This is a genomic window from Micrococcus endophyticus, from assembly GCF_014205115.1.
Taxonomy (GTDB): domain Bacteria; phylum Actinomycetota; class Actinomycetes; order Actinomycetales; family Micrococcaceae; genus Micrococcus; species Micrococcus endophyticus.
Genome location: NZ_JACHMW010000001.1, coordinates 796,596 through 820,733 on the forward strand (window position 1 = coordinate 796,596; position 24,138 = coordinate 820,733).

Here is a 24,138-nt window from a genome sequence, read left to right on the forward strand (position 1 = left end):
GCACATCGCCGGGCCAGTCTAGTGCGTCTACACTCTGGCCCCATGAGCTTCAACGACAACGTGCAGATCGACGCCGGCCGCGCGCGCTCGGGCGGGGGCGGGATGGGCGGCCGCGGGCTGGCCATCGGCGGCGGCGGCGGCCTGCTCGCGTTGCTGCTCGCGATCTTCGCCCCCGGCCTGGCCGGGCAGCTCGGCATCGACACCGGCGGCTCCACCGGCCAGAGCCAGTACCAGCAGCAGGGCGCCGGCGGCACCCAGCCCGTGTCGGACGAGGAGTGCTCCACGGGCGCGGACGCCAACCGCAACACCGACTGCCGCGTGATCGCCGCCACCGAGGCGGCGGACCAGTTCTGGGGCGAGTACATGTCCCAGTTCTCGGACGTGGACTGGCGTCAGCCGCAGCTCACCCTCTTCGCCGGCAGCGTGAGCACCGGCTGCGGCAGCGCGTCCTCGGCCATGGGCCCGTTCTACTGCCCGGCGGACGAGTCCATGTACTTCGACACCTCGTTCTTCGAGACCCTGCAGTCGGACTTCGGCGCCGAGGGCGGCCCGCTGGCGGAGCAGTACATCGTGGCCCACGAGTACGGCCACCATGTCCAGCACGTCACCGGCTACCTGCAGTACTCGCGGGACGGCAGCACCGGCCCTGAGTCGGGCGCCGTGCGCGCCGAGCTCCAGGCCGACTGCCTCGCGGGCATGTGGGCCGGCGCCGCGACCACCACCGTGGACCCCGAGTCCGGCGAGCCCTACCTGCAGCCTATCTCCCGCGAGCAGCTGCGCCAGGCGATCGATGCCGCGGCCGCCGTGGGCGACGACCGCATCCAGGAGATGTCCACCGGCCGCGTGAACCCGGAGGCCTTCACCCACGGCTCCTCCGAGCAGCGCATGGCGTGGTTCCTGCGCGGCTACGAGACCTCCCAGCAGGAGCCGGACTTCCGCCAGTGCGACACCTTCCGCGCATCCTCGCTGGACATCTGAGCCGCACCTGCGCAGCACGACGGCGCCCCCGCCCTCCCCACGGAAGGCGGGGGCGCCGGCGTCGGTCCGGGTGCGGGGACGGGCCGCTCAGCGCTCGAGCAGCTCCTCGGTCCGGCGCTGCACGTCCGCCAGCGTGACGGCCCCGTCCGGCAGGATGAACTCCCCGTCGCCGGGCACCATCACCGTGCTCAGCGTCCCGCCGGCATCGGGCCCGATCACGCCGGACCGGCTCACCGTGAACAGGGCGTCCGGTGTGTCCGCGGGCATCAGGTACCAGAGGTACGACTCGGTGGGCGGCTCCGCTGTCGGGGCAGGGCCGGCGACCCACACCCGGACGGTGTCCCCCGCCTCCCCGGTGATCCGCTCCTCCACCCGCACGGTGAGCAGGGAGGAGGTCTGGTCACCGTCGGCCGGGGCGACGACGACGCGCCCGTCCACCTCCCGGACGCCGGCCGCCGCCATGACGGGACCGCGCACGATCACCGTCGACTTCTCCGTCAGGTCGTCGAAGCTCAACGCCGGGTCGATCTCGCTGACCATCGTGGCCTGGTAGCGCGCCCAGAAGGCCTCCTCCGCCGACGGGGAGGCGCCCGTCGAGGTCGGCGCCGGCGCGGCGGCGGAGTCCCCGTCGACGGGCCCGGCCGCCTCGGCGGCGCAGCCGGTCAGGGCGAGTGCGAGGGCCGTCGCCAGGGCGACCACGGGGCGGGCTGAGCGGGCGATCAGGACCATGCGGGGACCCCTGTCCAGGATGCACCCCTCCCGGTGAGGGGCCTGTGCCCGATTGTCCACCGACGGCCCGGCCAGCGCCACCACGCGCGTCCATCCGGACCTTCGGACCGGAATCCGGCGCCCATACCGGTCGGAAGGTCCGGATGGGCGGCAGGTGCGGGCGGGAGTCCCACCGGTCCCCCGGCATGACGACGCCGGCCCGCACCTCCCCGTGGAGGTGCGGGCCGGCGTCGTGGTCCGGGGCGCGCACGCCCGGGACGGGAGGGGTCAGATGTTGAAGCCGAGGGCCCGCATCTGGTCGCGGCCGTCCTCGGTGATCCGCTCGGGACCCCACGGCGGCATCCAGACCCAGTTCAGGCGCCACTCGTCCACCATGGTGCCGATGGCGCGCGAGACCTGGTCCTCGATCTCGTCGGTCAGCGGGCACGCCGCGGTGGTGAGGGTCATGTCCACGAGCAGCGCGCCGTCCTCGGCGTAGTGCAGCCCGTAGAGCAGGCCCAGGTCCACGACGTTGACGCCGAGCTCCGGGTCGATCACGTCCTTGAGGGCCTCACGGACGTCCTCCGTGGGCACCTGGTTCGCGGTCTCGGTCATCTCAGACCCCCGCCGCGGCCTTCTCGAAGCGGGCGTAGCCCTCGGCCTCGAGCTGCGCGGCGAGCTCCGGGCCGCCGGACTCGGCCACGCGGCCGTCCACGAGCACGTGCACGTGGTCCGGCTTGATGTAGTTGAGGATGCGCGTGTAGTGGGTGATGAGCAGGGTGCCCATCTCGTTCTGCTCGGCGGCTCGGTTCACGCCCTCGGAGACGATGCGCAGCGCGTCCACGTCGAGGCCGGAGTCGGTCTCATCGAGGATGGCGAACTTCGGCTTGAACAGCTCGAGCTGGAGGATCTCGGCGCGCTTCTTCTCGCCGCCGGAGAAGCCCTCGTTGACGTTGCGGTTCATGAACGCCGGGTCGATCTGCAGGGCCTCGAAGGCGCCCTTGACGTCCTTGGTCCAGGTGCGCAGCGAGGGGGCCTCGCCGTCGAGGGCGGTCTTGGCGGTGCGCAGGAAGTTGGTCATGGTGACGCCCGGGATCTCCACGGGGTACTGCATGGCCAGGAACAGGCCGGCCTGGGCGCGCTCGTCGACGCCCATCTCCAGCACGTCCTCGCCGTCGAGGGTGATGGAGCCGGAGGTGACCTCGTAGCGCGGGTGGCCGGCGATGGTGGAGGCCAGCGTGGACTTGCCGGAGCCGTTGGGGCCCATGATGGCGTGGGTCTGGCCGGTCTCGATGGTGAGGGAGAGACCCTTGAGGATCTCCTTGGGGCCGTTCTCGGTCTCGATCTGCACGTGCAGGTCGGTGATCTGCAGGGTTGCCATGGGTGGTTCTCCTAGTGAGGAAGCGTGGTGGGGTTCTTCGGCGGCGGTCAGAGCGCGGCGATGCGCAGCTCGTCCTCCATGACGGCGGTGAGCTCGTCCTCGACGTCGCGGACGCCGATCTTCTGGATGATCTCGTTGAGGAAGCCGCGCACGATCAGGCGGCGGGCCTCGGTCTCCGAGATGCCGCGGGCCATCAGGTAGAACAGCTGGGTCTCGTCGAAGCGGCCCGTCGCCGAGGCGTGGCCCGCCCCCTCGATCACGCCGGTCTCGATCTCCAGGTTCGGCACCGAGTCGGCGCGCGCCCCGTCGGAGAGCAGCAGGTTCTGGTTCTTCTCGTACGTGTCCGTGCCCTCGGCCTCCTTGCGGATGAGCACGTCGCCCACCCACACGGTGCGGGCGTCGGCCCCCTGCAGGGCGCCCTTGTAGAGCACGTTCGAGACGCAGCGCGGCTGGTTGTGGTCCACGAACAGCCGGTTCTCCAGGTGCTGGCCGGCGTCGGCGAAGTACAGGCCGTACATCTCGGCCTCGCCGCGCTCGGCGGCGAACCGCGAGGTCGGGGTCAGGCGCACCACGGAGCCGCCGTGCGAGACGGCCACGTGCTTGAACCGCGCGTTCGTGGCCACGGAGGCCTGCTGGGCGGACACGTGCACGGCGTCGTCCTCCCACGCCTGCAGCGAGACCACGTTGAGGCGGGCGTCGCGGCGCACGTCGAACTCGACGTTCTGGGCCAGCACGGCGGTTCCGCGGTGGGCGAGCACGACGTCGGCCTGGGCGTTCTCCTCGACGATCACGGTCAGGTGCATCGCGGCCGGCTCGGCGGAGGAGCCGACGACGTCGATGCGCACCGGCTCGGCGACCTCGCCGGAGACGGTGACCACGGTGGCCTGGGCCACGGAGTTCCAGGCGGCCGCGGACACCCGGTCGTCCGGGGTGAGGACCGAGCCGACGCGGGCGTCGTCCCGGGCCACGGTCTCCACGCGCACGCCGACCTGCTCGGCCACGGTCACGGACGGGGCGGCGCCGGTGAGGCGGGCGTCGTCGCCCTCGGGCAGGTGCAGCCCGCCGAGGCGCTTGAGCGGGGTGAAGCGCCAGTCCTCCTCGCGCCCGGTGAGCACGGGGAAGTCGGCCAGCTCGTAGGAGCTGACGCGGTCGGCGCGGGACCCGGCGGCGTTACGCTCGGGCGCGCCGGCGCGCGGGGACGACGTCTGGGCCACGGTGAGCTTCTCGCCCTCCTCGCCCATGCCGGGGATCATGCTGCCCTGGGTGTTCTCCACGGTGTCGGTCATGTCAGCCCACCGATCCTTCCATCTGCAGTTCGATCAGCTTGTTGAGCTCGAGGGCGTACTCCATGGGCAGCTCGCGCGCGATCGGCTCGATGAAGCCGCGCACGATCATGGCCATGGCCTCGTCCTCGGAGAGGCCGCGGCTCATCAGGTAGAAGAGCTGCTCCTCGGACACCTTGGAGACGGTGGCCTCGTGGCCGAGGGTCACGTCGTCCTCGCGGATGTCGATGTAGGGGTACGTGTCCGAGCGGGACACGGTGTCCACCAGCAGGGCGTCGCAGACCACGGAGTTGGCCGAGTTCTTGGCGCCCTCGGTCACCTGCACGAGGCCGCGGTAGGCGGCGCGGCCGCCGTTGCGGGCCACGGACTTGGACACGATGGAGCTCGAGGTGTTCGGCGCCATGTGGACCATCTTGGAGCCGGTGTCCTGGTGCTGGTCCTTGCCCGCGAACGCCACGGAGAGGGTCTCGCCGGTGGCGTGCTCGCCGGTGAGGTACACGGCGGGGTACTTCATGGTCACCTTGGAGCCGATGTTGCCGTCGACCCACTCCATGGTGCCGCCGGACTCGACGACGGCGCGCTTGGTCACGAGGTTGTACACGTTCGTGGACCAGTTCTGGATGGTGGTGTAGCGCACACGGGCGTTCTTCTTCACCACGATCTCCACGACCGCGGAGTGCAGCGAGTCGGAGTTGTAGATCGGGGCGGTGCAGCCCTCGATGTAGTGGACGTAGGAGTCCTCGTCCGCGATGATCAGCGTCCGCTCGAACTGGCCCATGTTCTCCGTGTTGATGCGGAAGTAGGCCTGGAGCGGGATCTCCACGTGCACGCCCTTGGGCACGTACACGAAGGAGCCGCCGGACCACACGGCCGTGTTCAGGGAGGCGAACTTGTTGTCGCCCACCGGGATCACGGTGCCGAAGTACTCCTCGAAGATCTCGGGGTGCTCCTTGAGGGCGGTGTCCGTGTCCAGGAACACGACGCCCTGCTCCTCCAGGTCCTCGCGGATCTGGTGGTAGACGACCTCGGACTCGTACTGGGCGGCGACGCCGGCCACGAGGCGCTCGCGCTCGGCCTCGGGGATGCCGAGGCGCTCGTAGGTGTTGCGGATGTCCTCGGGCAGGTCCTCCCAGGTCTTGGCCTGGCCCTCGGTGGAGCGAACGAAGTACTTGATGTTGTCGAAGTCGATCCCGGACAGGTCCGGGCCCCACGCGGGCATCGGCTTGCGCTCGAAGTACTTGAGCGCCTTCAGGCGCAGGTTCCGCATCCACTCCGGTTCGTCCTTCTTGCCGGAGATGTCGCGGACGACGTCCTCGTTGAGGCCACGGACGGCCTTCTCGCCCGCCGCGTCGGAGTCGGCCCAGCCGTACTGGTAGGCGCCGATGGCGTTCAGTTCGGGGTTCTTGTCGAGGATCTCCTGGATCACGCCGGGGTCGGCGTTCTCCACGGGGTCCCGCTGGACGATCTGGTCAGTCATCTCAGCCTCTCTCGTTGTCACTGCGGTCGATGTCGGTCTGGGTGGTCTCGGGGAGCCGGGGCGGGGCCCGCGCGGCTCAGTCTCGGCCCAGCGGCACGTGCGTGGTGCACACGTGGGCGCCGGCGGCGAGGGTGGACAGGCGGCGCACGTCCACCTGCAGCAGGCGGGCGAACAGCTCGGTCTCCTCTTCACAGAACTGCGGATGGCGCGCCGGGATTCCCTGGAAGGGGCAGTGGCCCTGGCACACCTGGTCGGCGCGCAGGGTGGGCGCCAGGCCCGCGCCGAAGTGGCGCAGCGTTCCGGCGAAGCCGGCGTCGTCCAGCACCGAGGCCAGGATGCGGGTGCGCTCCTGGAGCTCGGTGTCCCGGCCGTCGACGGCGGCGGCGAACCGCTCCTCCACGTCACGGAACGCGCGGCGGGCGGTGCGGCGGACCTCCTCGTCCCCGCCGAGCTCCTCGAGCCGGGCTAGGGAGTGCAGGGCCACGGCGAGGTGGTCCTTGGGCAGGTGCTCCTGGGCGTGGGAGGTCACGACGTAGCGGCGGGAGGGCCGGCCGGCCCCGCGCGCCGAGGTGACCCGCTTGACCTCCACGAGGGCGTCCTCCTCGAGGGCGTCCAGGTGACGTCGGACGGCCGCGGCCGTCAGCTCCAGCTCCCTGCCGATCTCCGCCGCGCTCACCGGTCCCCGGGTGAGGACCAGCTGGAGGACGCGCTCGCGCGTGCCCTCGGCGGGCGCCGGGGCGGCACGATGCGAAGGCAGGTCGGAATACACCACGCCATAATGACCTATTGATCTGGAACCGTTCAAGTGAGGCACGCCTGTCCTGGCGCGGACCCCGGCGTGGCCTCCGTCACCCCCGGCCGAGGGCGCCGTCGTCGGCCCGTCTGCGCGCGGGGCCCGGGCCTAGACTGGGATGGTGCCCCGACCTGTCCTGACCCCGGATCCCGCACCGCGCGACGAGCCCGTCCTGCGCCTGCGCGACGTCCACCGGAGCCTCGGCCGCGGCCGCGCGCGCACCCCCGTCCTGCGCGGCGTGGACCTCACGGCCCGCGCCGGCGCCGTCACCGTGCTGCTCGGCCCCAACGGCGCCGGCAAGTCCACCACGCTCGGCCTCTGCCACGGCATGGACCGCCCCGACGCCGGCGCCGTCCGGGTGTTCGGCGCGGACCCCTGGCGCGCGCCCGCGGACCTGCGCGCCCGCATCGGCGTGATGTGGCAGGAGGGCGGCCTGCCGCCCTCGGTGCCCGCCCGCCGGTTCGTGGGCCACGTGGCCTCCCTCTACCGGGACCCGATGCCCGTGGAGCCGCTGCTCGAGCGCCTGCTGATCGCCGACGTCGCCGGCCGGCCCCTGCGCCGGCTCTCCGGTGGCCAGCGCCAGCGGGTCGCCCTCGCCGCGGCCCTCGTGGGCCGCCCGGACATGCTGTTCCTGGACGAGCCCACCGCGGGCCTGGACCCCGAGACCCGCCCCGTGGTGCACGAGGTGGTCCGGGAGCAGACGGCGCGCGGCGCCGCCGTCCTCCTGACCACCCACCTGCTCGACGACGCCGAGCGGCTCGCGGACGACGTCGCCATCCTGCGCGCCGGCCGCGTGGTCCGCGCCGGCTCGCTCGCCGACCTGACCCGCGTGGCCGAGGGCGACGTGGTGGACGTGGACTTCGGCGACGCCGCCCCCGAGGCCGTGCGCGCCTGGGCGGACGCCCTCCCCGAGCCGCTGCGGGCCGCCGGCCTCGCCGAGCCCGCCCGCCTGCGGGTGGCCGGCGTCCACGGGCCCGCCGAGCTCGCCGCACTCGCCGCGAGCTGGCACCGCCACGCCCTGATGCCCACCCGCTTCGAGCGCGCCGGACTGCGCCTCGAGCAGATCCTCCGGGAGACCGCCGCATGAGCCCCCCCACCGCCCCCGGCTCCGCCGCGCAGCACGCCGCCGAGCCCCGCACCGCCGGGCAGGTCCCTGCGTCGGGCACCGCCCCCCACGCCGGGGCCGCCCCGCTGGCCACCCGCGTGCTGCGCCAGGCCGCCTACGAGACCGGCACCGCTCTGCGCAACGGCGAGCAGCTGCTCGTCACGGTGGTCCTGCCGCTGCTCGCCCTGGTGGGCGTGCACGTCACCGGCCTGCTGGACGAGCCCGGCCGCTCCGGCCTCGACGTGGCCGTCCCGGGCGTCCTGGCCCTGGCCGTCATCAGCTCCGCCTTCACCGCGACGGCGATCGCCACCGGCTTCGAGCGCCGCTACGACGTGCTCGCCGCCCTCGCCACGACGCCGCTGGGCACGCTCGGCCTCGTGGCCGGCAAGGCCCTGTCCGTGGTCGCCCTGCTGCTGGTGCAGGTCGCCGTGATCGGCGGGGTCGGCCTGGCCCTCGGCTGGCGCCCCGAGGCGGCGGGGATCCTGCCCGCCGTCGTCGCCCTCGCCCTCGGCGCGGCCGCCTTCACCGCGCTGGGCCTGCTGCTGGCCGGCACCGCGCGGCCCGAGGCCACCCTCGCGGCCGCCAACCTGCTGTGGGTGCTCTTCGGCGCCGTCGGCGGCACCGTGTTCCCCTCGCGCGTGCCCGGCGTGGACCTGCTGCCCTCCGGCGCCCTCGGCTCCGCCCTGCGCGCCGCCCTCGTGGACGGCGCGTGGGCCCCGATCCCCCTGCTCGTGCTCGCCCTGTGGTGCGCCGTGGCCGTGGCCGCGGCGCTCCGCTGGTTCCGCTGGCGGCCCTGAGCCGCCGGCGCTCCCCGCACCGACCCCACCCGACCACCGGAAGGACATCGTGTCCCCCACCCCCACCGAGGCCCGGACCTCGCAGGCCGGCCTCGCCGCCCGCCTGCCCGACCGCATCACGCGGGGCACCTTCGCCCTGGCGGTGGCGTCCCTGGCCTCCGAGATCGGCATCATCGTGACCGGCGGCGCCGTCCGCCTGACCGGCTCCGGCCTGGGCTGCCCCACCTGGCCGAAGTGCACCCCGGAGTCGCTCACCAACACGCCCGAGATGGGCATCCACGGCTACATCGAGTTCGGCAACCGCACGCTCACCTTCGTGCTGGTGGTCATCGCCGCGGCCATGTTCCTGTCCCTGTGGCGCCTGCGCCGCACCCACCGGAGCCCGTTCTGGCTCTCCGTGGGCCTGCTGGCCGGCATCCCTGCGCAGGCGATCGTCGGCGGCATCGTGGTGCTCACCGAGCTCGACCCGTGGTGGGTGGCCGGGCACTTCATCGTCTCCTCCGTCATGGTGGCCGTGGCCACGCTGCTCGTGATCCGCATCGGGGCCGAGCGCCGGGCCGGCCGGGCCGGGGTGCGGGTCGTGGACGGCGTCACCACCGGCGCCTCCCGCGCCGCCGCCTGGGCCACGTTCGCCTTCACCTGGGCGGCCGTCTACCTCGGCACCGTGGTGACCGGCACCGGCCCGCACGGCGGCGACCCGGACGCCCCGCGCCACGCCTTCGACCCGCTGCTGGTCACCCGCGTGCACGTGATCCCGGTGTACCTGCTCATCGCCGCCGCCCTCGTGCTGCTGTTCACCGTGCGCCGCGCCGAGGGCGCCTCCCGCCTCCAGCGGGCGGCCGTGCTGCGGCTGCTGCTGGCCATCGCACTCCAGGCGGCCATCGGCTACACCCAGCACTTCACGGGCCTGCCTGTGGTCCTCGTGATCCTGCACATGCTCGGCTCCGCGCTGCTCGTGGCCGCGGCCACCGAGGTCTGGGACCGCCAGCGCTCCCGGTACGTCACCGCCGGCCCCGCTGCGCTCCTCGACGCCGACCCCACGCCTGAGACCGCCAACGCGCGCTGACGTCCCCGCCGGGGGCCTCGCCGACGCCGCCGGCCCACGCGGGCCGGCCCTCGGACGGGCACGGGCCCGCGGGACTCCCCTACGAGAACGGCCCCGCCACCTCCATCGCGGAGGGGGCGGGGCCGTCCTCGTCCCGGGGTCCGGGAGAGGTGTCCGTCCTGAGCAGCGGGCGGTGGGGCCGCGGGCGCGTCAGGCGCCGAAGCGCATCAGCGGCTCTCCCACGAACGGGTCGACGGCCAGCGCGATGAACAGCAGCGTGAGGTAGGTGATGGAGAGGTGGAAGACCTTCATGGCCTTGCGGTCCTCGAAGTCCTCGCGCCGGGCCTGACCGTGCAGCACGTGCGACTCCCATACGAACCAGCCGCCGACCACGAGGGCCACGGAGGTGTAGACGATGCCGGCCCAGCCCATCGGGACGAGCAGCAGGGAGCAGACCACGGTGGCCCACGCGTACAGGACGACCTGGTTGGAGACGTGGCGCGCGGAGGCGATGGCGCCGAGCATCGGCACGTCCGCCTCCTGGTAGTCGCGCTTGTACTTCATGGACAGCGGCCAGTAGTGCGGCGGGGTCCACAGGAAGATCACCGTGAACAGCACGATGGCCGGCCACTCCACGGTCCCGCGCACGGCGGCCCACGCGATCAGCACGGGGAAGCAGCCCGCGATGCCGCCCCACACGATGTTCTGCTCGGTCCGGCGCTTGAGCACCAGCGAGTAGACGACCACGTAGAAGAAGATCGCCGCGACGCCCAGGGCGGCGGCCAGCCAGTTGGCGCCGAAGCCGAGGACGAGGATGGAGACCACCGTCTGCACCCAGGCGAACACGAGGGCCTCGCGCGGGGTGACCTCGCCGGTGACGAGCGGGCGGTTCTCCGTGCGCTTCATCACCCGGTCGATGTCCCGGTCGATGTAGCAGTTGAACGTGCCGGAGGCGCCGGCGGCCAGCGCGCCGCCCACGAGGGTGGCGGCCATGGTGAGCACGTCCGGGAACCCGCGCTGGGCGAAGATCATGGTGGGCAGCGTGGTCACGAGCAGCAGCTCGATCACCCGGGGCTTGGTCAGCTCCACGTACGCCCGCACCTTGCGGGACAGGCTCGGCTTGGACCGGTCGACGACGCCGGGCGGGGCGGTCTCGACGCGGGCGGCGGACGACGACTCCAGGGAGGATGACATCTGCTTCTCACGGTGGGGGGACGGGGGGACGCCCGTCCCGTGGGTGTGGGACCGGCGCCGGGCGCGGTCCGCCCGCGGGCGGGCCTGCAGGCCAGTCTACCCGGGCCGGGGCGTCTCCGAGGGGCCGGAGACGACGTCATGGGTCCCGCGGGGCGGGCCGGACCCGCGCCCCGCCGCTAGGCTGGGCGGGACGGCCTCTGCGCGCCGCGCCCGCCCGGCGGGCGCGCGGCGCACCGGCCCTGCCGACCACCGCTCCCGACGCGCCAGGAGAGAACACCCGTGACCGACGCCCAGCATCCGTCCACCGCCCCGGCCCTGGACCGCACGGCCCCCGCCCGCGACTTCGTCTACTCGGAGCAGGACTGCCGGATGGTGGACACCCTGAAGGTCCTCTCCGCCGAGGCGGTGGAGCAGGCCGGCCACGGCCACCCCGGCACGGCGATCTCCCTGGCCCCCGTGGCCTGGCAGATGTACCAGAACGTGATGCACCTGGACCCGCAGGACGACCGCTGGGAGGGCCGCGACCGCTTCATCCTCTCCGCCGGCCACGCCTCGCTCATCCAGTACCTGCAGCTGTTCGCCGCCGGCGCCGGGCTCGAGCTCGAGGACATCCGGGCGCTGCGCACCGAGGGCTCCAAGACCCCGGGCCACCCGGAGTACGGCCACACCCACGGCGTGGAGGTCACCACCGGCCCGCTCGGCCAGGGCCTGGCCATGGGCGTGGGCTTCGCCTACGAGCAGCGCCGCCTGCGCGGCCTGATGGACCCCGACGCCGCCCCCGGCACCTCCCCGTTCGACCACCACGTGTTCGTGCTCGCCTCCGACGGCGACATCCAGGAGGGCGTGTCCGCCGAGGCCTCCTCGCTGGCCGGCCACCAGGAGCTCGGCAACCTCGTGGTGGTGTACGACGCGAACCGCATCTCCATCGAGGACGACACGGACATCGCGTTCACCGAGGACGTCTCCGCCCGCTACGAGGCGTACGGCTGGCACGTCCAGGAGGTGGACTGGACCAATGGGGCCCTCGGCCACGCCGTCACCGAGTACACCGAGGACGTCGAGGCGCTCTACGAGGCGCTCGTCGCCGCCAAGGCCGAGACCGGCCGCCCGTCCCTGATCAAGCTGCGCACCGTGATCGGCTGGCCCTCCCCCACCAAGCAGAACACCGGCGGCGTGCACGGCTCCAAGCTGGGCGCCGAGGAGTTGGCCGGGCTCAAGGAGGGCCTCGGCTTCGACCCGGCCGAGAGCTTCGACGTCGACCCCGAGGTCCTGGCGAACTCCCGGTCCATCGCGGAGCGCTCGGCCGCCTACCGCCGCACCTGGGAGGAGGCCTTCCAGGCGTGGCGCGAGGCCCACCCGGAGAACGCCCGGCTCTACGACCGGCTCACCGGGCGCGAGCTGCCCGAGGGCTTCGCCGAGGCCTTCCCCTCGTGGGACGCGGACGAGAAGGGCCTCGCCACGCGCGCCGCCTCCGGCGAGGTGCTCACCGCACTGGCCCCCGTGATGCCCGAGCTGTGGGGCGGCTCGGCCGACCTGGCCGGCTCCAACAACACCACCATGAAGGGCGAGCCCTCCTTCATCCCCGCCCGCCGCTCCACGGCCACGTGGCAGGGCGACGAGCACGGGCGCACCCTGCACTTCGGCATCCGCGAGTTCGCCGCCGGCGCCATCGTCAACGGCATCACCATCGGCGGGCTCACCCGCGCCTACATGGGCACGTTCCTCACGTTCTCCGACTACATGCGCCCCGCCGTCCGGCTCGCCGCCCTCATGGGCACCCCCAGCGTGTACGTGTGGACCCACGACTCGATCGGCCTGGGCGAGGACGGCCCCACCCACCAGCCGGTGGAGCACCTGGCCGCGCTGCGCGCCATCCCCGGCCTCGACGTCGTGCGCCCCGCGGACGCCAACGAGACCGCGTGGGCGTGGCGGACCGTGCTCGAGAACCGGGACCGGCCGGCCGGCATGGTGCTCTCCCGCCAGAACCTGCCCGTGCTCCCCCGGGACACGGACGGCTTCGCCTCCGCCGAGGGCGTGGCCCGCGGCGCCTACGTGCTCGTGGACGCCGTCGACGGCTCCGGCGCGACCGCCCCCGCGCGCGTGCTGCTGATCGCCACCGGCTCCGAGGTCTCCGTGGCCGTGCACGCCCGCGAGCTGCTCCAGGCCGAGGGCGTGCCCACCCGCGTGGTCTCCGCCCCGTGCCTCGAGTGGTTCGCCGAGCAGGACGAGGCGTACCGCGCCGAGGTCCTGCCGGACGGCCCGGACGCGCCCGTGCGCGTCTCCGTGGAGGCCGGCATCGCCATGCCGTGGTTCGAGCACACCGTCACCGCCTCCTCCCGCGGCGCGCGCGTGAGCCTCGAGCACTACGGCGAGTCCGCCGACGGCGCCCGCCTCATGGAGAAGTACGGCTTCACCGGCGAGGCGGTGGCGCAGGCCGCCCGCGGCCTCCTCTGAGCCGGCCGGCACAGCGCGGCCCGCGCACCGCGGCCGACATCGACCCGGCGCCCCTGCGGCGCCCGCAGCACGTCCACCCCCGACGGGAAGGCAACCGAGCACCATGAGCACTCAGCAGAACCCGAACACCGCCGCGCTGGCCGAGGCCGGCGTCTCGATCTGGCTGGACGACCTGTCGCGCAAGCGCCTGGACGAGGGCACCCTCGAGGAGCTGGTGGCCACCCGCTCCGTCACCGGCGTCACCACGAACCCCTCGATCTTCGCGGTGGCCCTGGCCGACGCCGGCTCCTACGAGGGCCAGCTGCGCGAGCTCGCCGCGGCGGGGGCGAACGTGGACGAGGCCGTCACGGCGCTCACCACCCAGGACGTGCGCCGCGCCGCGGACGTCCTGGCCCCCGTGCACGAGCGCACCGGCGGGGCGGACGGCTTCGTCTCCCTCGAGGTGGACCCGCGCCTGGCCCGCGACGCCGAGGGCACCGCGCGCCAGGCGCAGGAGCTCGCCGCCGCCGTGGACCGTCCCAACCTCATGGTGAAGATCCCCGCCACCGTGGAGGGGCTCGCGGCGATCACGGACGTGCTGGCCGAGGGCATCAGCGTCAACGTGACCCTGATCTTCTCCCTGCCCCGCTACCGCCAGGTGCTCAACGCGTGGCTGGCCGGGCTCGAGAAGGCCCGGGAGAACGGGCACGACCTCTCCCGCATCCACTCCGTGGCCTCGTTCTTCGTCTCCCGCGTGGACACCGAGGTCGACGCGCGGCTGCGGGCGCTGGGCACTCCCGAGGCCGAGGCCCTCACCGGCCAGGCCGCCCTGGCCAACGCCCGCCTGGCCTACCGCGCCTTCGAGCAGGCCCTGGACTCCGAGCGCTGGCGCCTCCTCGAGGCGGCCGGCGCCCCCGTGCAGCGGCCGCTGTGGGCCTCCACGGGCGTCAAGGACCCCGCCCTGCCGGACACCCTCTACGTGACCGGGCTCGTGGCGCCCCGCACCGTCACCACGCTGCCGGAGCAGACCCTCGAGGCCGTCGCCGACCACGGCGAGGTCGCCGGCGACACCGTCACCGGCGGCTACGCCGAGGCCGACGCCCTGCTCGACGCCGTCGGCGCGGCGGGCGTGTCCTACCAGGACGTCGTGGACGTGCTGGAGACTGAGGGCCTGCAGAAGTTCGAGTCGGCGTGGGAGGAGCTGCTCGGCTCCGTCCGCGACGGCCTCGCCGCCCACCGCTGACCCGCACCGCCCCCGTCCACCCCCGCCGCCCGCACCCGCCCCCCCGGAAGGACACCCCATGAGCACCCTCGGCCTCAGCGCCACCGGATCCGCCCTCGAGGCGATCGACCGCCACTTGCCCACCCTCCTCGAGGACCGGGTCGCCTCCCGGCTCGGCGCGCAGGACGCCGGCCTGTGGGGCGAGGCGGCCCGGGAGGAGTCCGCCAGGCGCCTGGGCTGGATTGACCTGTTCGAGGACTCCCGGGCCCTCGTGCGGCACATCGACGCCCTGTCCCGCGAGCTGCGCGCCGAGGGGGTGGACCGCGTGGTGCTGGCCGGGATGGGCGGGTCCTCCCTGGCCCCCGAGGTCATCGCCGCCACGGCGGGCGTGGAGCTCGAGGTGCTCGACTCCACCGACCCCCTGCAGGTCTCCCGCGCCCTCGAGCGCGACCTCGAGCGCACCGTGCTCGTGGTCTCGTCCAAGTCCGGCTCCACCGTGGAGACCGACTCGCAGCGCCGCGTGGTGGAGGCCGCCTTCCGCGAGGCCGGCATCGACCCCCGCAGCCGCCTCGTGGCCGTGACCGACCCCGGCTCCCCGCTGCACGCCGAGTGCGAGTCCGCCGGCTGGCGCGCCGTGTTCACCGCCGACCCCACCGTGGGCGGCCGCTTCTCCGCGCTCACCGCGTTCGGCCTCGTGCCCACGGGCCTGGCCGGCGTCGACGTCGCCGCCCTGCTGGACGACGCCGAGGCGGTCCGGGACGTGCTCACCGCGGACGACGCGGACAACCCCGGCCTGCAGCTGGGCGCCGCCCTCGGCGGCACCGTGCCGCTGCGGGACAAGCTCGTCTTCACCGACCACGGCTCCGGCATCGACGGGCTGCCCGCGTGGGCCGAGCAGCTCATCGCCGAGTCCACCGGCAAGGACGGCACGGGCCTGCTGCCCGTCGTCGTGGCGGACGGGGACCCCGAGACCGGGTGGGATGCCCCGGATTTGCTCCAGGTCCAGCTGGTGGGCGAGGACGCCCCCGCGGCGCCGGCCCACGGCGTGCAGGTCTCCGGCTCGCTCGGCGCCCAGCTGCTCCTGTGGGAGGTGGCCACCGCCGTGGCCGGCCGCCTGCTGGGGATCAACCCGTTCGACCAGCCGGACGTGGAGGCCGCCAAGACGGCCGCCCGCTCCCTCCTGGACGCGCCCGCCCGGGAGCGCACGGCGGACCGCACGGTGGACGGCGTGGAGCTCTCCGGACCCGAGGCCGTCGTGTCCGCCGCCGACCTCGCCGGCGTGCTGCGCGCCGCAGCGGACCTCGTGCCCGAGGACGGCTACCTCGCGGTGCACGCCTACCTCTCGCGCCACGACGACGCGGAGCTCGAGGAGGTCCGCGCGGACCTCGCCCGCCTGGCCGGCCGCCCGGTCACCTTCGGCTGGGGGCCGCGGTTCCTCCACTCCACCGGCCAGTTCCACAAGGGCGGGCCCGCCGTCGGCGTGTTCCTCCAGGTCACCGGCGACGCCGACCTGGACGTCGAGGTGCCCGGCCGCCCGTTCTCGCTGGGCCGGCTCATCGCCGCCCAGGCCGCCGGCGACGCCCGCGTGCTCGCCGAGCACGGCCGCCCCGTCGTGACCCTGCACCTGCCCCACCGCGCCGCAGGCATCGACGCGATCCGGACCGCCGCACGTGCCCGGTGAGTCGAAGGCCGCCGCCCGCAACCCGCTGCGCGACCCCCGGGACCGGCGCCTGACCCGCATCGCCGGGCCCTCCGCGCTGGTGCTGTTCGGCGTCACGGGCGACCTGGCGAGGAAGAAGCTGCTCCCGGCCATGTACGACCTCGCGCAGCGGGGCCTGCTGCCGCCGTCGTTCTCCCTCGTGGGCTTCGGCCGCCGGGACTGGTCCGACGAGGAGTTCGCCGAGTACGTGCGCGCCGCCGTGGAGGCCTCCGCCCGCACGACGTTCGACGAGACCGTGTGGGACCAGTTCCGGGGCGGGCTGCGGTTCGTCTCCGGCGCGTTCGACGACGAGGCCGCGTACGTCCGCCTGGGCGAGGTGCTCGGCGAGCTCGAGTCCTCCCGCGGCACCCGCGGCAACACCGCCTTCTACCTGTCCATCCCGCCGGACTGGTTCGAGGACGTCTCCCGCCACCTGGCCGACCAAGGGCTCGCCGACCGCTCCCAGCCGGCGGACGGGCCGTGGCGGCGCGTGGTGATCGAGAAGCCGTTCGGCCACGACCTGGCCAGCGCGCAGGAGCTCAACGCGGTGATCGAGCGGGTGTTCCCCCCGGACGCCGTGTTCCGCATCGACCATTACCTGGGCAAGGAGACCGTCCAGAACATCCTGGCCTTCCGGTTCGCCAACCGGATGTTCGAGCCCATCTGGGACGCGGAGCACGTGGACCACGTGCAGATCACCATGGCCGAGGACATCGGCATCGGCGGCCGCGCCGGCTACTACGACGGCGTGGGCGCCGCCCGCGACGTCATCCAGAACCACCTGCTCCAGCTGCTCGCGTTCACCGCCATGGAGGAGCCGATCTCCTTCGACGCGGACCACCTGCGCACGGAGAAGGAGAAGATCCTCGAGGCGGTGCAGGTCCCGGACACGCCCGCGGGCCTCGAGGCCGCCTCGGCGCGCGGCCAGTACACCTCCGGCTGGCAGGGCGGCGAGCGGATCACCGGCTTTCTCGACGAGGAGGGCTTCAACCCGGAGTCCGTCACCGAGACCTACGCCGCGCTCAAGATGGGCATTCGGACCCGCCGCTGGCAGGGCGTGCCGTTCTACCTGCGCGCCGGCAAGCGGCTGGGCCGCCGGGTCACCGAGATCGCCGTCGTGTTCAAGAAGCCGCCGCACCTGCTGTTCCCGGTCCACGAGGGGGACGAGTTCGGGCAGAACGTGATCGTGATCCGCGTGCAGCCGGACGAGGGCGTGACCATCCGGTTCGCCTCCAAGGTGCCCGGCACGCAGTCCGAGGTCCGGGACGTCACCATGGACTTCGGCTACGGCCACGCCTTCACGGAGGACTCCCCCGAGGCGTACGAGCGCCTCATCCTGGACGTGCTGCTCGGCGAGCCGCCGCTGTTCCCCCGGCAGGCCGAGGTGGAGCTGTCCTGGCGGATCGTGGACCCGTTCGAGGAGCACTGGGCGAGCCTGGGCACCCAGCCCGAGCCGTACGCCCCCGGCACGTGGGGCCCGCCCTCGGCCGACGCCCTGATGGCCCGCGACGGACGTGCTTGGAGGCGACCGTGAAGATCCGCATGCACGACACGACCACCTCGCAGGTGGCCAAGCGCATCACCCAGCTGCGGGAGAAGGGCGGCGTGGTCGCCCTCGGCCGCGTGCTCACGCTCGTGATCAGCACGGACGACGCCGGCATCGAGGCGGCCGTCGAGGCCGCCAACGCCGCCTCGCTCGAGCACCCGTGCCGCATCGTGGTCCTCGCCCTGGGCGACCCGGCGGCCCCCACGCGCCTCGACGCCGAGATCCGGGTCGGCGGCGACGCCGGCGCCTCGGACGTGGTGGTGCTGTGGTGTGCCGGCGAGAACGCCCACGCGGACGAGTCGCTCGTCTCCGGGCTGCTGCTGCCGGACGCGCCCATCGTCGCTTGGTGGCCCGGCGTGCCCCCGGCGGTGCCCTCGGAGACCGCCCTCGGCCGCCTCGCGCACCGCCGGATCACGGACACCGCCTCCGCCGCCCGGGCCGAGCCCGCCCTGTGGACGCTGCGCCAGGGCCATCGCGACGGCGACACCGACCTCGCGTGGACCCGCCTGACGCTGTGGCGCATCCAGGTGGCCGGGATCTTCGACACCCTCGACGTCGCCGCCCTGCGCTCGGTGACCGTGGACGGGGCGCCCGACTCCCCCAGCACCATGCTCCTGGCGGCCTGGCTCACGCTGGCCCTGAAGGTGCCCGTGACGATCGCCCACTCCAAGGCCGGGCACGGCATCCGCGCCGTGCGCCTGCGCTGCCAGGACGGGGACGTGGTGCTCTCGCGCTCCCAGTCCCAGGTGGCCCGCCTCTACCAGCAGGGCCGGCCCGTGCAGCGCATCTCACTGCCGCGCCGCACGGACCAGGACTGCCTGGCCGAGGAGCTGCGCCGGCTCGACCCGGACGAGGTGTTCGGCGCGGTGCTGCACCGCGGCCTGCCGCGCACGGACCTCTCCCCCGTGCAGGCCTCCGAGCGCTGAGCGCCGCGGTCCTGCGCACGGAGGACTCGGCCGTCCCCCGGACGGCGAGAGGCCCCGCATCCCGGTCCGGGATGCGGGGCCTCTGGCGTGGGCCGGGGACCGCGGGGTGTCAGGACTCCAGGGTCAGGCGCGGGAGCACGCCGAGCGTCACGATCAGCAGGGCCCAGGCGGCCACGGTGCCCACCGTGAGGCGGGTCAGCAGGCGCTGGGCGGAGCCGGAGGAGCTCATGGAGGTGGTGACCCCGCCGCCGAACATGTCCGAGACGCCGCCGCCGCGGCCCTTGTGCAGCAGGACGAGCAGGACGATGACCACGCTCAGGACGACCACCAGGATCTGGAGGATCAGGGTCAGCATGTCCACGGGAGGGCTCCTCGGTTCGAGGTGCGGCCCCGGGGCGTGAGCTCCGGGGCCGGCACGGGAGAATTCGGTCGGTCAGGCGGGCGCGTTCAGGCCTGGTCGAACCGGACGATCTTAGCAAACTCCTCCGCGTCCAGGCTGGCGCCGCCCACGAGGGCGCCGTCCACGTCCGGCTGCGTGAGGAGCTCGGGGGCGCTGGTCGACTTCACGGAGCCGCCGTAGAGGATCCGCAGCCCGGCGGCGACGTCGTCGCCGTGCAGCTCGCCCACGCGGGCCCGCAGGGCGGCGCACATCTCCTGGGCGTCCCCGGCGCCGGCGACCTCGCCGGTGCCGATCGCCCACACGGGCTCGTAGGCGACCACGGTGCGGGCGACGTCCTCGGCGGACAGGCCGACGAGCGAGCCCTCGAGCTGGGCCACGGTGTGCGCCACATGGCGGCCGGCCTGGCGCACGTCCAGGCCCTCGCCGACGCAGACCACCGGGGACAGTCCGTGGCGCAGTGCGGCGGCGGCCTTGCGGGCCACCAGCGCGTCGTCCTCTCCGTGGATGGTGCGGCGCTCGGAGTGGCCCACGATCGCGTACCGGCAGCCCAGGGCGGCCAGGAACGCGCCGGAGACGTCGCCCGTGTAGGCGCCGGAGTCCTCGGGCGAGAGGTCCTGGGCGCCGTAGGCCACGTCCAGGCGGTCGCCCGTGACGAGGACCTGCACGGCCCGCAGGTCGGTGAAGGGCGGGAACACCGCCACCTCCACGTCCTCGTGGTCGTGGTCCGCGTCGGTGAGGAGCCACGCGAGGCGCTGCACCAGGGTGACGGCCTCGCGGTGGTCCAGGTTCATCTTCCAGTTGCCCGCGATCAGCGGGACGCGCGCGGTGGTCTCGGCCATGCTCACGCCTCACCCTCGCCGCTCAGCGCGGTGACGCCGGGCAGCTCCTTGCCCTCGAGGTACTCGAGGGAGGCGCCGCCGCCGGTAGAGATGTGGCCGAACGCGTCGTCGGCGAAGCCCAGGGTGCGCACGGCCGCGGCGGAGTCGCCGCCGCCCACCACGGACAGCCCGCCGGCGGCGGTGGCCTCGGTGAGGGCCTGCGCCACGGCGCTTGTGCCCTCGGCGAAGGCCTCGAACTCGAACACGCCCATGGGGCCGTTCCAGAACACGGTCTTGGCGCCGCGGATCTGCTCGGCGAAGGCGCGGGCGGTCTCCGGGCCGATGTCCAGGCCCATGGCGGAGGCGCCGTGGGCGCCGGAGGTCAGCGCGTCCACCGGGAGCACCTCGTGCTCGGCGTCGGCGGCGAAGCTGGAGGCCATCACGATGTCCGTGGGCAGCACGATGCGGGCGGCGCCGGCCTCGGAGCGGCGCAGGTACTCGCGCACGGTGTCCAGCTGGTCCTCCTCGAGGAGGGAGGCGCCGACCTCGTGGCCCTGGGCCTTGAGGAAGGTGAAGAGCATGCCGCCCCCGATCAGGAGGGTGTCGGCCTTGTCCAGGAGGTTGTCGATCACGGCGAGCTTGTCCGAGACCTTCGAGCCGCCGAGCACCACCGCGTAGGGGCGCTCCGGGGACTGCGTCAGGCGGGTGAGCACCTCGAGCTCGGCAGCCACGAGCGGGCCCTGGTGCGCGGGCAGCTGCGCGGCCACGTCGAACACGGAGGCGTGCTTGCGGTGCACGGCGCCGAAGGCGTCGCCCACGTAGGCTCCGTCCTCGCCGGCCAGGGCGGCCATCTCGGCGGCGAGCGCGGCGCGCTCGGCGTCGTCCTTGGAGGTCTCGCGGGCGTCGAAGCGGACGTTCTCCAGCAGGAGCACGTCGCCGTCGGCCAGGGCTTCGGCGGCGGCGCGCGCGGAGGGGCCGGTGACGTCCTCGGCCAGCGCGACGTCGGCGCCCAGCAACTCGCCCATGCGCGCGGCCACGGGCCGCAGGGAGTACTTGGGGTCCGGCTCGCCCTTGGGGCGGCCCAGGTGCGCCATCACGATCACGCGTGCACCGGCGTCGGCCAGCTGCCGGATCGCGGGCAGCGAGGCGCGGATGCGCCCGTCGTCGGTGACGGTCTCCCCGTCCAGCGGGACGTTCAGGTCGGACCGGATGAGCATGGTGCGGCCGGCGACGCCGGCCTCGAGCAGATCGTTCAGGGTTTGTGCGGGCATGATGCCTCCTGGGGTGCCGGAGCGGGGGTCGGTTCGCGCTTCAGTCTAGGCCGACGGCCCGGGCCGACGGGGGAACCGTCGGCCCGGGCCGTCGGGCGCCGTGCGGTCTCAGAGCTTCGAGCCCATGAGGTCCGCGAAGTCCACGAGCTGGGAGGTGTAGCCGTACTCGTTGTCGTACCAGCCGATGATCTTCACGGTCTGGGCGATGGACTTGGTCAGTGGGGCGTCGAAGGTGCACGCCGCCGAGGAGGTGATGATGTCCGAGGACACGATCGGGTCCTCCGAGTAGACCAGGCGGCCCTGCAGCGGACCGGACTCCGCGGCCTTCTTGAACGCCGCGTTGATCTCCTCGACCTCCACGTGGCGGGTCAGCACCACGGTCAGGTCGGTGGCCGAGCCGGTGATGGTCGGCACCCGCATGGCGAAGCCGTCGAGCTTGCCCTTCAGCTCGGGGATGACCTCGCCGATGGCCTTCGCCGCGCCCGTGTCGGTGGGCACCATGTTCTGGGCGGCGGCCCGCGCCCGACGGCGATCCTTCTTGTGCACGTTGTCGTGCAGGTTCTGGTCGCCGGTGTACGCGTGGATCGTGGTCATGATGCCGTCCACGATCCCGAATTCGTCGTTGAGGACCTTGGCCATGGGGGCCAGGCAGTTGGTGGTGCAGGAGGCGTTGGAGACGATGTCCATCGTGGCCGAGTCGTACTTCTTCTCGTTCACGCCCATCACGAAGGTGCCGTCGACCTCCTTGCCGGGGGCGGACAGGAGCACCTTCTTGGCGCCGGCGTCCAGGTGCGCCTTGGCCTTGGGGCCGGTGGTGAAGATGCCGGTGCACTCGATCACGATGTCCACGCCGAGCTCGCCCCACGGCAGCTTGGCCGGGTCGGGCTCGGAGAAGAAGGCGACGTCGCGCCCGTCGATGCGGAAGCCCGTCTCGGTGAGCTCGAGCTCGCCGGGGTAGCGGCCCAGGATGGTGTCGTACTGGGTCAGCCAGAACAGGTCCTCGTTGTCGGCGAGGTCGTTCACGGCCACCAGCTCGAGGTTCTCGTACCCGCGGTCGCGGAGCACGCGCACGATGTTGCGGCCGATGCGGCCGTAGCCGTTGATGGCGATCTTGGTCATGGGAATGCCTCTCGTTTCGGTTCTGCGTTCGGTTCAGGGCCGTTTCACGGCACGGGGCGCCGACGTCGTGGGATCACGACGTCGGCGCCCCGGTGCGCAGGTGGTGGATCAGGCCGGCAGGATCAGGCCGGAGGTGGTGGATCAGGCCGGCAGGATCAGGCCGGAGGTGGTGGATCAGGCCGGCAGGATCAGGCCGGAGGCGCCCTGGCGGGCGGCCTCGAAGCGGGCCTGTACGTCGGCCCAGTTCACAATATTCCAGATCGCCTTGACGTAGTCAGCCTTGACGTTCTGGTAGTCGAGGTAGAAGGCGTGCTCCCACATGTCCAGCTGGAACAGCGGGATGGTGGCCACGGGCACGCCGTTCTGCTGGTCGTAGAACTGCTCGATGACGAGGTTGCCGCCGATCGGCTCGTAGGCGAGCACGGCCCAGCCGGAGCCCTGGATGCCCAGCGCGGCCGCGGTGAAGTGGGCGCGGAACTTGTCGAACGAGCCGAAGTGCTCGTCGATCGCGGCGGCCAGCTCGCCGGTCGGCTTGTCGCCGCCCTCGGGCGAGAGGTTCTTCCAGAAGATGGAGTGGTTGGTGTGGCCGCCCAGGTTGAACGCGAGGTCCTTGGACAGCTGGTTCACGGCGGCGAAGTCGTCGGCGTCGCGCGCGGCGGCGAGCTTCTCGAGGGCCGTGTTGGCGCCCTTGACGTAGGTGGCGTGATGCTTGGAGTGGTGCAGCTCCATGATGCGAGCCGAGATGTGCGGCTCCAGTGCGGCATAGTCGTAGTCCAGCTCCGGAAGGGTGTACTCCGTCATGCTTCCTCCTTTGGTCAGGCGGGACGGCGGGCGGGTCGCCCGCGGCCTCGACCGGGACAACCCGGGCATCCCGCGGCGTATTCCGTACGGGTCCCATCATGGCCCTCCGGGGCCGCGCGTTGCCAGGTCCGGCCGCCCGTTGCCGGAGGCGGAGGGGCTCAGTCCTCGGCGGGCGCGTCGGTGCCGGGCACCCCGCGCTCGGCGGCGCGCTTGTCCGCCATGGCCAGCAGGCGGCGGATGCGGCCGGCGACGGCGTCCTTGGTCATGGGCGGGTCCGCGAGGCGGCCGAGCTCGTCCAGGGAGGCCTGCTTGTGTTCGAGGCGCAGCCGGCCGGCGTAGCGCAGGTGCTCGGGCACCTCGTCCCCGAGGATCTCGAGGGCCCGCTCGACCTTCGCGCCGGCGGCCACGGCGGCCTGGGCGGAGCGGCGCAGGTTCGCGTCGTCGAAGTTCGCCAGCCGGTTGGCGGTGGCGCGCACCTCCTTGCGCTCGCGGCGCTCGCGCCACAGGGCCGCGGTCTGCTCCGCGCCCACCGCGGTCAGCAGCGTGGCGATCGCCTCGCCGTCGCGCACCACCACGCGGTCCGCCTGGCGCACCTCGCGCGCCTTGGCGGCGACATCCAGGCGACGCGCGGCGCCCACGAGCGCGAGGGCGGCCTCGGGGCCCGGCGTGGTCACCTCGAGCGCGGCGGAGCGGCCGGGCTCGGTGAGGGAGCCGTGGGCGAGCAGGGCGCCGCGCCAGACCGCGGCGGTGTCCGCCGTCGTGCCGGTGACGAGCGCCGGGGCCAGCCCGCGGACGGGGCGGCCGCGCTGGTCGATGAGGCCGGTGCGGCGGGCCAGGTCCTCTCCCCCGCGCACCACCCGGATCACGTAGCGCTGCCCGCGGCGCAGGTTGCCCCCGGAGACCACGACGATCTCGGTGGCCAGGCCGTACAGCTCGGTGATGGAGGCCCTCAGGCGGCGGGCGCTGGCCCCGTGGTCCAGCTCGGCCTCGACGACCACGCGACCGGAGACCAGGTGGAGACCGCCGGCGAACCGCAGCATGGCGGCCGTCTCGGCGCGCCGCTCGGGCGTGGCGGCCACCGGCACGCGGGCCAGCTCCTCCTTGAGGGACATGGTCAGGGCCATGCGGGGCTCCTTCTCGGC

General features: G+C 73.5%; 22 protein-coding genes. 9 read left to right on the forward strand and 13 right to left on the reverse strand.

What is annotated here, in order from left to right; translation table 11 throughout:
• Positions 1 to 42: 42 nt before the first annotated feature.
• Complete coding sequence (gene ypfJ / locus HDA33_RS03595) at positions 43 to 978, forward strand: KPN_02809 family neutral zinc metallopeptidase (RefSeq protein ID WP_184170992.1); 936 nt, start codon at positions 43 to 45, stop codon at positions 976 to 978.
• An 87-nt stretch (positions 979 to 1,065) separates the two neighbouring features.
• Here ypfJ and HDA33_RS03600 read toward each other — a convergent pair whose 3' ends face one another.
• The 6 genes from HDA33_RS03600 to HDA33_RS03625 form a co-directional block, all read right to left on the reverse strand.
• Entirely contained in the window at positions 1,066 to 1,707 is a 642-nt protein-coding gene (locus tag HDA33_RS03600) for a hypothetical protein (protein WP_184170995.1), read from the reverse strand.
• Between the two features lie 267 nt (positions 1,708 to 1,974).
• A complete protein-coding gene (locus tag HDA33_RS03605) occupies positions 1,975 to 2,301 on the reverse strand; it encodes a metal-sulfur cluster assembly factor (RefSeq protein WP_017489214.1) in 327 nt (108 codons plus the stop codon).
• Position 2,302: 1 nt separating this feature from the next.
• The gene (sufC, locus tag HDA33_RS03610; RefSeq protein ID WP_158494616.1) at positions 2,303 to 3,067 is read right to left on the reverse strand and encodes a Fe-S cluster assembly ATPase SufC; all 765 of its coding nucleotides are present in this window, start codon (positions 3,065 to 3,067) and stop codon (positions 2,303 to 2,305) included.
• Positions 3,068 to 3,114: 47 nt separating this feature from the next.
• Entirely contained in the window at positions 3,115 to 4,353 is a 1,239-nt protein-coding gene (gene sufD / locus HDA33_RS03615; RefSeq protein WP_184170998.1) for a Fe-S cluster assembly protein SufD, read from the reverse strand.
• Between the two features lies 1 nt (position 4,354).
• Entirely contained in the window at positions 4,355 to 5,827 is a 1,473-nt protein-coding gene (sufB, locus tag HDA33_RS03620) for a Fe-S cluster assembly protein SufB (RefSeq protein ID WP_017489211.1), read from the reverse strand.
• A 76-nt stretch (positions 5,828 to 5,903) separates the two neighbouring features.
• Positions 5,904 to 6,599: a helix-turn-helix domain-containing protein gene (locus tag HDA33_RS03625; RefSeq protein ID WP_261982033.1), complete on the reverse strand. Its 696-nt coding sequence runs from the start codon at positions 6,597 to 6,599 to the stop codon at positions 5,904 to 5,906.
• A 139-nt stretch (positions 6,600 to 6,738) separates the two neighbouring features.
• Here HDA33_RS03625 and HDA33_RS03630 point away from each other — a divergent pair, with 139 nt between their 5' ends.
• The 3 genes from HDA33_RS03630 to HDA33_RS03640 are packed head-to-tail and all read left to right on the forward strand — an operon-like array spanning position 6,739 to position 9,588.
• Entirely contained in the window at positions 6,739 to 7,707 is a 969-nt protein-coding gene (locus tag HDA33_RS03630) for an ABC transporter ATP-binding protein (RefSeq protein ID WP_158494618.1), read from the forward strand.
• Entirely contained in the window at positions 7,704 to 8,522 is an 819-nt protein-coding gene (locus tag HDA33_RS03635) for an ABC transporter permease (RefSeq protein ID WP_246416858.1), read from the forward strand. The genes HDA33_RS03630 and HDA33_RS03635 overlap by 4 nt, the downstream gene beginning before the upstream one ends.
• Before the next feature lie 49 nt (positions 8,523 to 8,571).
• A complete protein-coding gene (locus HDA33_RS03640) occupies positions 8,572 to 9,588 on the forward strand; it encodes a COX15/CtaA family protein (RefSeq protein WP_184171001.1) in 1,017 nt (338 codons plus the stop codon).
• A gap of 189 nt (positions 9,589 to 9,777) precedes the next feature.
• On the opposite strand, the gene HDA33_RS03645 is transcribed toward HDA33_RS03640, so the two are convergent.
• The gene (locus tag HDA33_RS03645) at positions 9,778 to 10,761 is read right to left on the reverse strand and encodes a heme o synthase (protein WP_184171003.1); all 984 of its coding nucleotides are present in this window, start codon (positions 10,759 to 10,761) and stop codon (positions 9,778 to 9,780) included.
• Positions 10,762 to 11,040: 279 nt separating this feature from the next.
• Between HDA33_RS03645 and tkt the strand changes: the two genes are divergently transcribed.
• The 5 genes from tkt to HDA33_RS03670 all read left to right on the forward strand — a co-directional run bounded on the left by tkt (position 11,041) and on the right by HDA33_RS03670 (position 18,587).
• A complete protein-coding gene (gene tkt / locus HDA33_RS03650) occupies positions 11,041 to 13,215 on the forward strand; it encodes a transketolase (RefSeq protein WP_184171006.1) in 2,175 nt (724 codons plus the stop codon).
• A 103-nt stretch (positions 13,216 to 13,318) separates the two neighbouring features.
• Positions 13,319 to 14,437 carry a transaldolase gene (tal, locus tag HDA33_RS03655; protein WP_184171009.1) on the forward strand — a complete coding sequence of 373 codons (1,119 nt, stop codon included), beginning with the start codon at positions 13,319 to 13,321 and terminating at the stop codon, positions 14,435 to 14,437.
• A gap of 58 nt (positions 14,438 to 14,495) precedes the next feature.
• Entirely contained in the window at positions 14,496 to 16,097 is a 1,602-nt protein-coding gene (locus tag HDA33_RS03660; RefSeq protein WP_184171012.1) for a glucose-6-phosphate isomerase, read from the forward strand.
• Positions 16,087 to 17,649, forward strand: a complete 1,563-nt coding sequence (zwf, locus tag HDA33_RS03665) for a glucose-6-phosphate dehydrogenase (RefSeq protein WP_184171014.1) — start codon at positions 16,087 to 16,089, stop codon at positions 17,647 to 17,649. Before HDA33_RS03660 ends, zwf begins: the two co-directional genes overlap by 11 nt.
• Entirely contained in the window at positions 17,646 to 18,587 is a 942-nt protein-coding gene (locus tag HDA33_RS03670; RefSeq protein WP_017488101.1) for a glucose-6-phosphate dehydrogenase assembly protein OpcA, read from the forward strand. Before zwf ends, HDA33_RS03670 begins: the two co-directional genes overlap by 4 nt.
• Before the next feature lie 109 nt (positions 18,588 to 18,696).
• On the opposite strand, the gene secG is transcribed toward HDA33_RS03670, so the two are convergent.
• From secG to whiA, 6 genes are all read right to left on the reverse strand, one after another.
• The gene (gene secG / locus HDA33_RS03675; protein ID WP_184171017.1) at positions 18,697 to 18,948 is read right to left on the reverse strand and encodes a preprotein translocase subunit SecG; all 252 of its coding nucleotides are present in this window, start codon (positions 18,946 to 18,948) and stop codon (positions 18,697 to 18,699) included.
• Positions 18,949 to 19,034: 86 nt separating this feature from the next.
• The gene (tpiA, locus tag HDA33_RS03680; protein ID WP_184171020.1) at positions 19,035 to 19,826 is read right to left on the reverse strand and encodes a triose-phosphate isomerase; all 792 of its coding nucleotides are present in this window, start codon (positions 19,824 to 19,826) and stop codon (positions 19,035 to 19,037) included.
• 2 nt (positions 19,827 to 19,828) lie between these two features.
• A complete protein-coding gene (locus HDA33_RS03685) occupies positions 19,829 to 21,076 on the reverse strand; it encodes a phosphoglycerate kinase (protein ID WP_184171023.1) in 1,248 nt (415 codons plus the stop codon).
• 108 nt (positions 21,077 to 21,184) lie between these two features.
• On the reverse strand, positions 21,185 to 22,195 hold the full coding sequence (gene gap, locus HDA33_RS03690; protein WP_184171026.1) for a type I glyceraldehyde-3-phosphate dehydrogenase: 1,011 nt from the start codon (positions 22,193 to 22,195) through the stop codon (positions 21,185 to 21,187).
• Positions 22,196 to 22,369: 174 nt separating this feature from the next.
• Positions 22,370 to 22,996, reverse strand: a complete 627-nt coding sequence (locus HDA33_RS03695; protein WP_158492510.1) for a superoxide dismutase — start codon at positions 22,994 to 22,996, stop codon at positions 22,370 to 22,372.
• A 158-nt stretch (positions 22,997 to 23,154) separates the two neighbouring features.
• On the reverse strand, positions 23,155 to 24,120 hold the full coding sequence (whiA, locus tag HDA33_RS03700) for a DNA-binding protein WhiA (protein ID WP_184171029.1): 966 nt from the start codon (positions 24,118 to 24,120) through the stop codon (positions 23,155 to 23,157).
• Positions 24,121 to 24,138 lie beyond the last annotated feature (18 nt).

What these genes read in the sequence shown, in the direction of transcription:
- ypfJ (WP_184170992.1), top strand. Translation starts at nt 43, where the DNA reads ATGAGCTTCAACGACAACGTGCAGATCGACGCCGGCCGCGCGCGCTCG.
- HDA33_RS03600 (WP_184170995.1), bottom strand. Translation starts at nt 1,707, where the DNA reads ATGGTCCTGATCGCCCGCTCAGCCCGCCCCGTGGTCGCCCTGGCGACG.
- HDA33_RS03605 (WP_017489214.1), bottom strand. Translation starts at nt 2,301, where the DNA reads ATGACCGAGACCGCGAACCAGGTGCCCACGGAGGACGTCCGTGAGGCC.
- sufC (WP_158494616.1), bottom strand. Translation starts at nt 3,067, where the DNA reads ATGGCAACCCTGCAGATCACCGACCTGCACGTGCAGATCGAGACCGAG.
- sufD (WP_184170998.1), bottom strand. Translation starts at nt 4,353, where the DNA reads ATGACCGACACCGTGGAGAACACCCAGGGCAGCATGATCCCCGGCATG.
- sufB (WP_017489211.1), bottom strand. Translation starts at nt 5,827, where the DNA reads ATGACTGACCAGATCGTCCAGCGGGACCCCGTGGAGAACGCCGACCCC.
- HDA33_RS03630 (WP_158494618.1), top strand. Translation starts at nt 6,739, where the DNA reads ATGGTGCCCCGACCTGTCCTGACCCCGGATCCCGCACCGCGCGACGAG.
- HDA33_RS03635 (WP_246416858.1), top strand. Translation starts at nt 7,704, where the DNA reads ATGAGCCCCCCCACCGCCCCCGGCTCCGCCGCGCAGCACGCCGCCGAG.
- HDA33_RS03645 (WP_184171003.1), bottom strand. Translation starts at nt 10,761, where the DNA reads ATGTCATCCTCCCTGGAGTCGTCGTCCGCCGCCCGCGTCGAGACCGCC.
- tal (WP_184171009.1), top strand. Translation starts at nt 13,319, where the DNA reads ATGAGCACTCAGCAGAACCCGAACACCGCCGCGCTGGCCGAGGCCGGC.
- HDA33_RS03660 (WP_184171012.1), top strand. Translation starts at nt 14,496, where the DNA reads ATGAGCACCCTCGGCCTCAGCGCCACCGGATCCGCCCTCGAGGCGATC.
- tpiA (WP_184171020.1), bottom strand. Translation starts at nt 19,826, where the DNA reads ATGGCCGAGACCACCGCGCGCGTCCCGCTGATCGCGGGCAACTGGAAG.
- HDA33_RS03685 (WP_184171023.1), bottom strand. Translation starts at nt 21,076, where the DNA reads ATGCCCGCACAAACCCTGAACGATCTGCTCGAGGCCGGCGTCGCCGGC.
- gap (WP_184171026.1), bottom strand. Translation starts at nt 22,195, where the DNA reads ATGACCAAGATCGCCATCAACGGCTACGGCCGCATCGGCCGCAACATC.
- HDA33_RS03695 (WP_158492510.1), bottom strand. Translation starts at nt 22,996, where the DNA reads ATGACGGAGTACACCCTTCCGGAGCTGGACTACGACTATGCCGCACTG.
- whiA (WP_184171029.1), bottom strand. Translation starts at nt 24,120, where the DNA reads ATGGCCCTGACCATGTCCCTCAAGGAGGAGCTGGCCCGCGTGCCGGTG.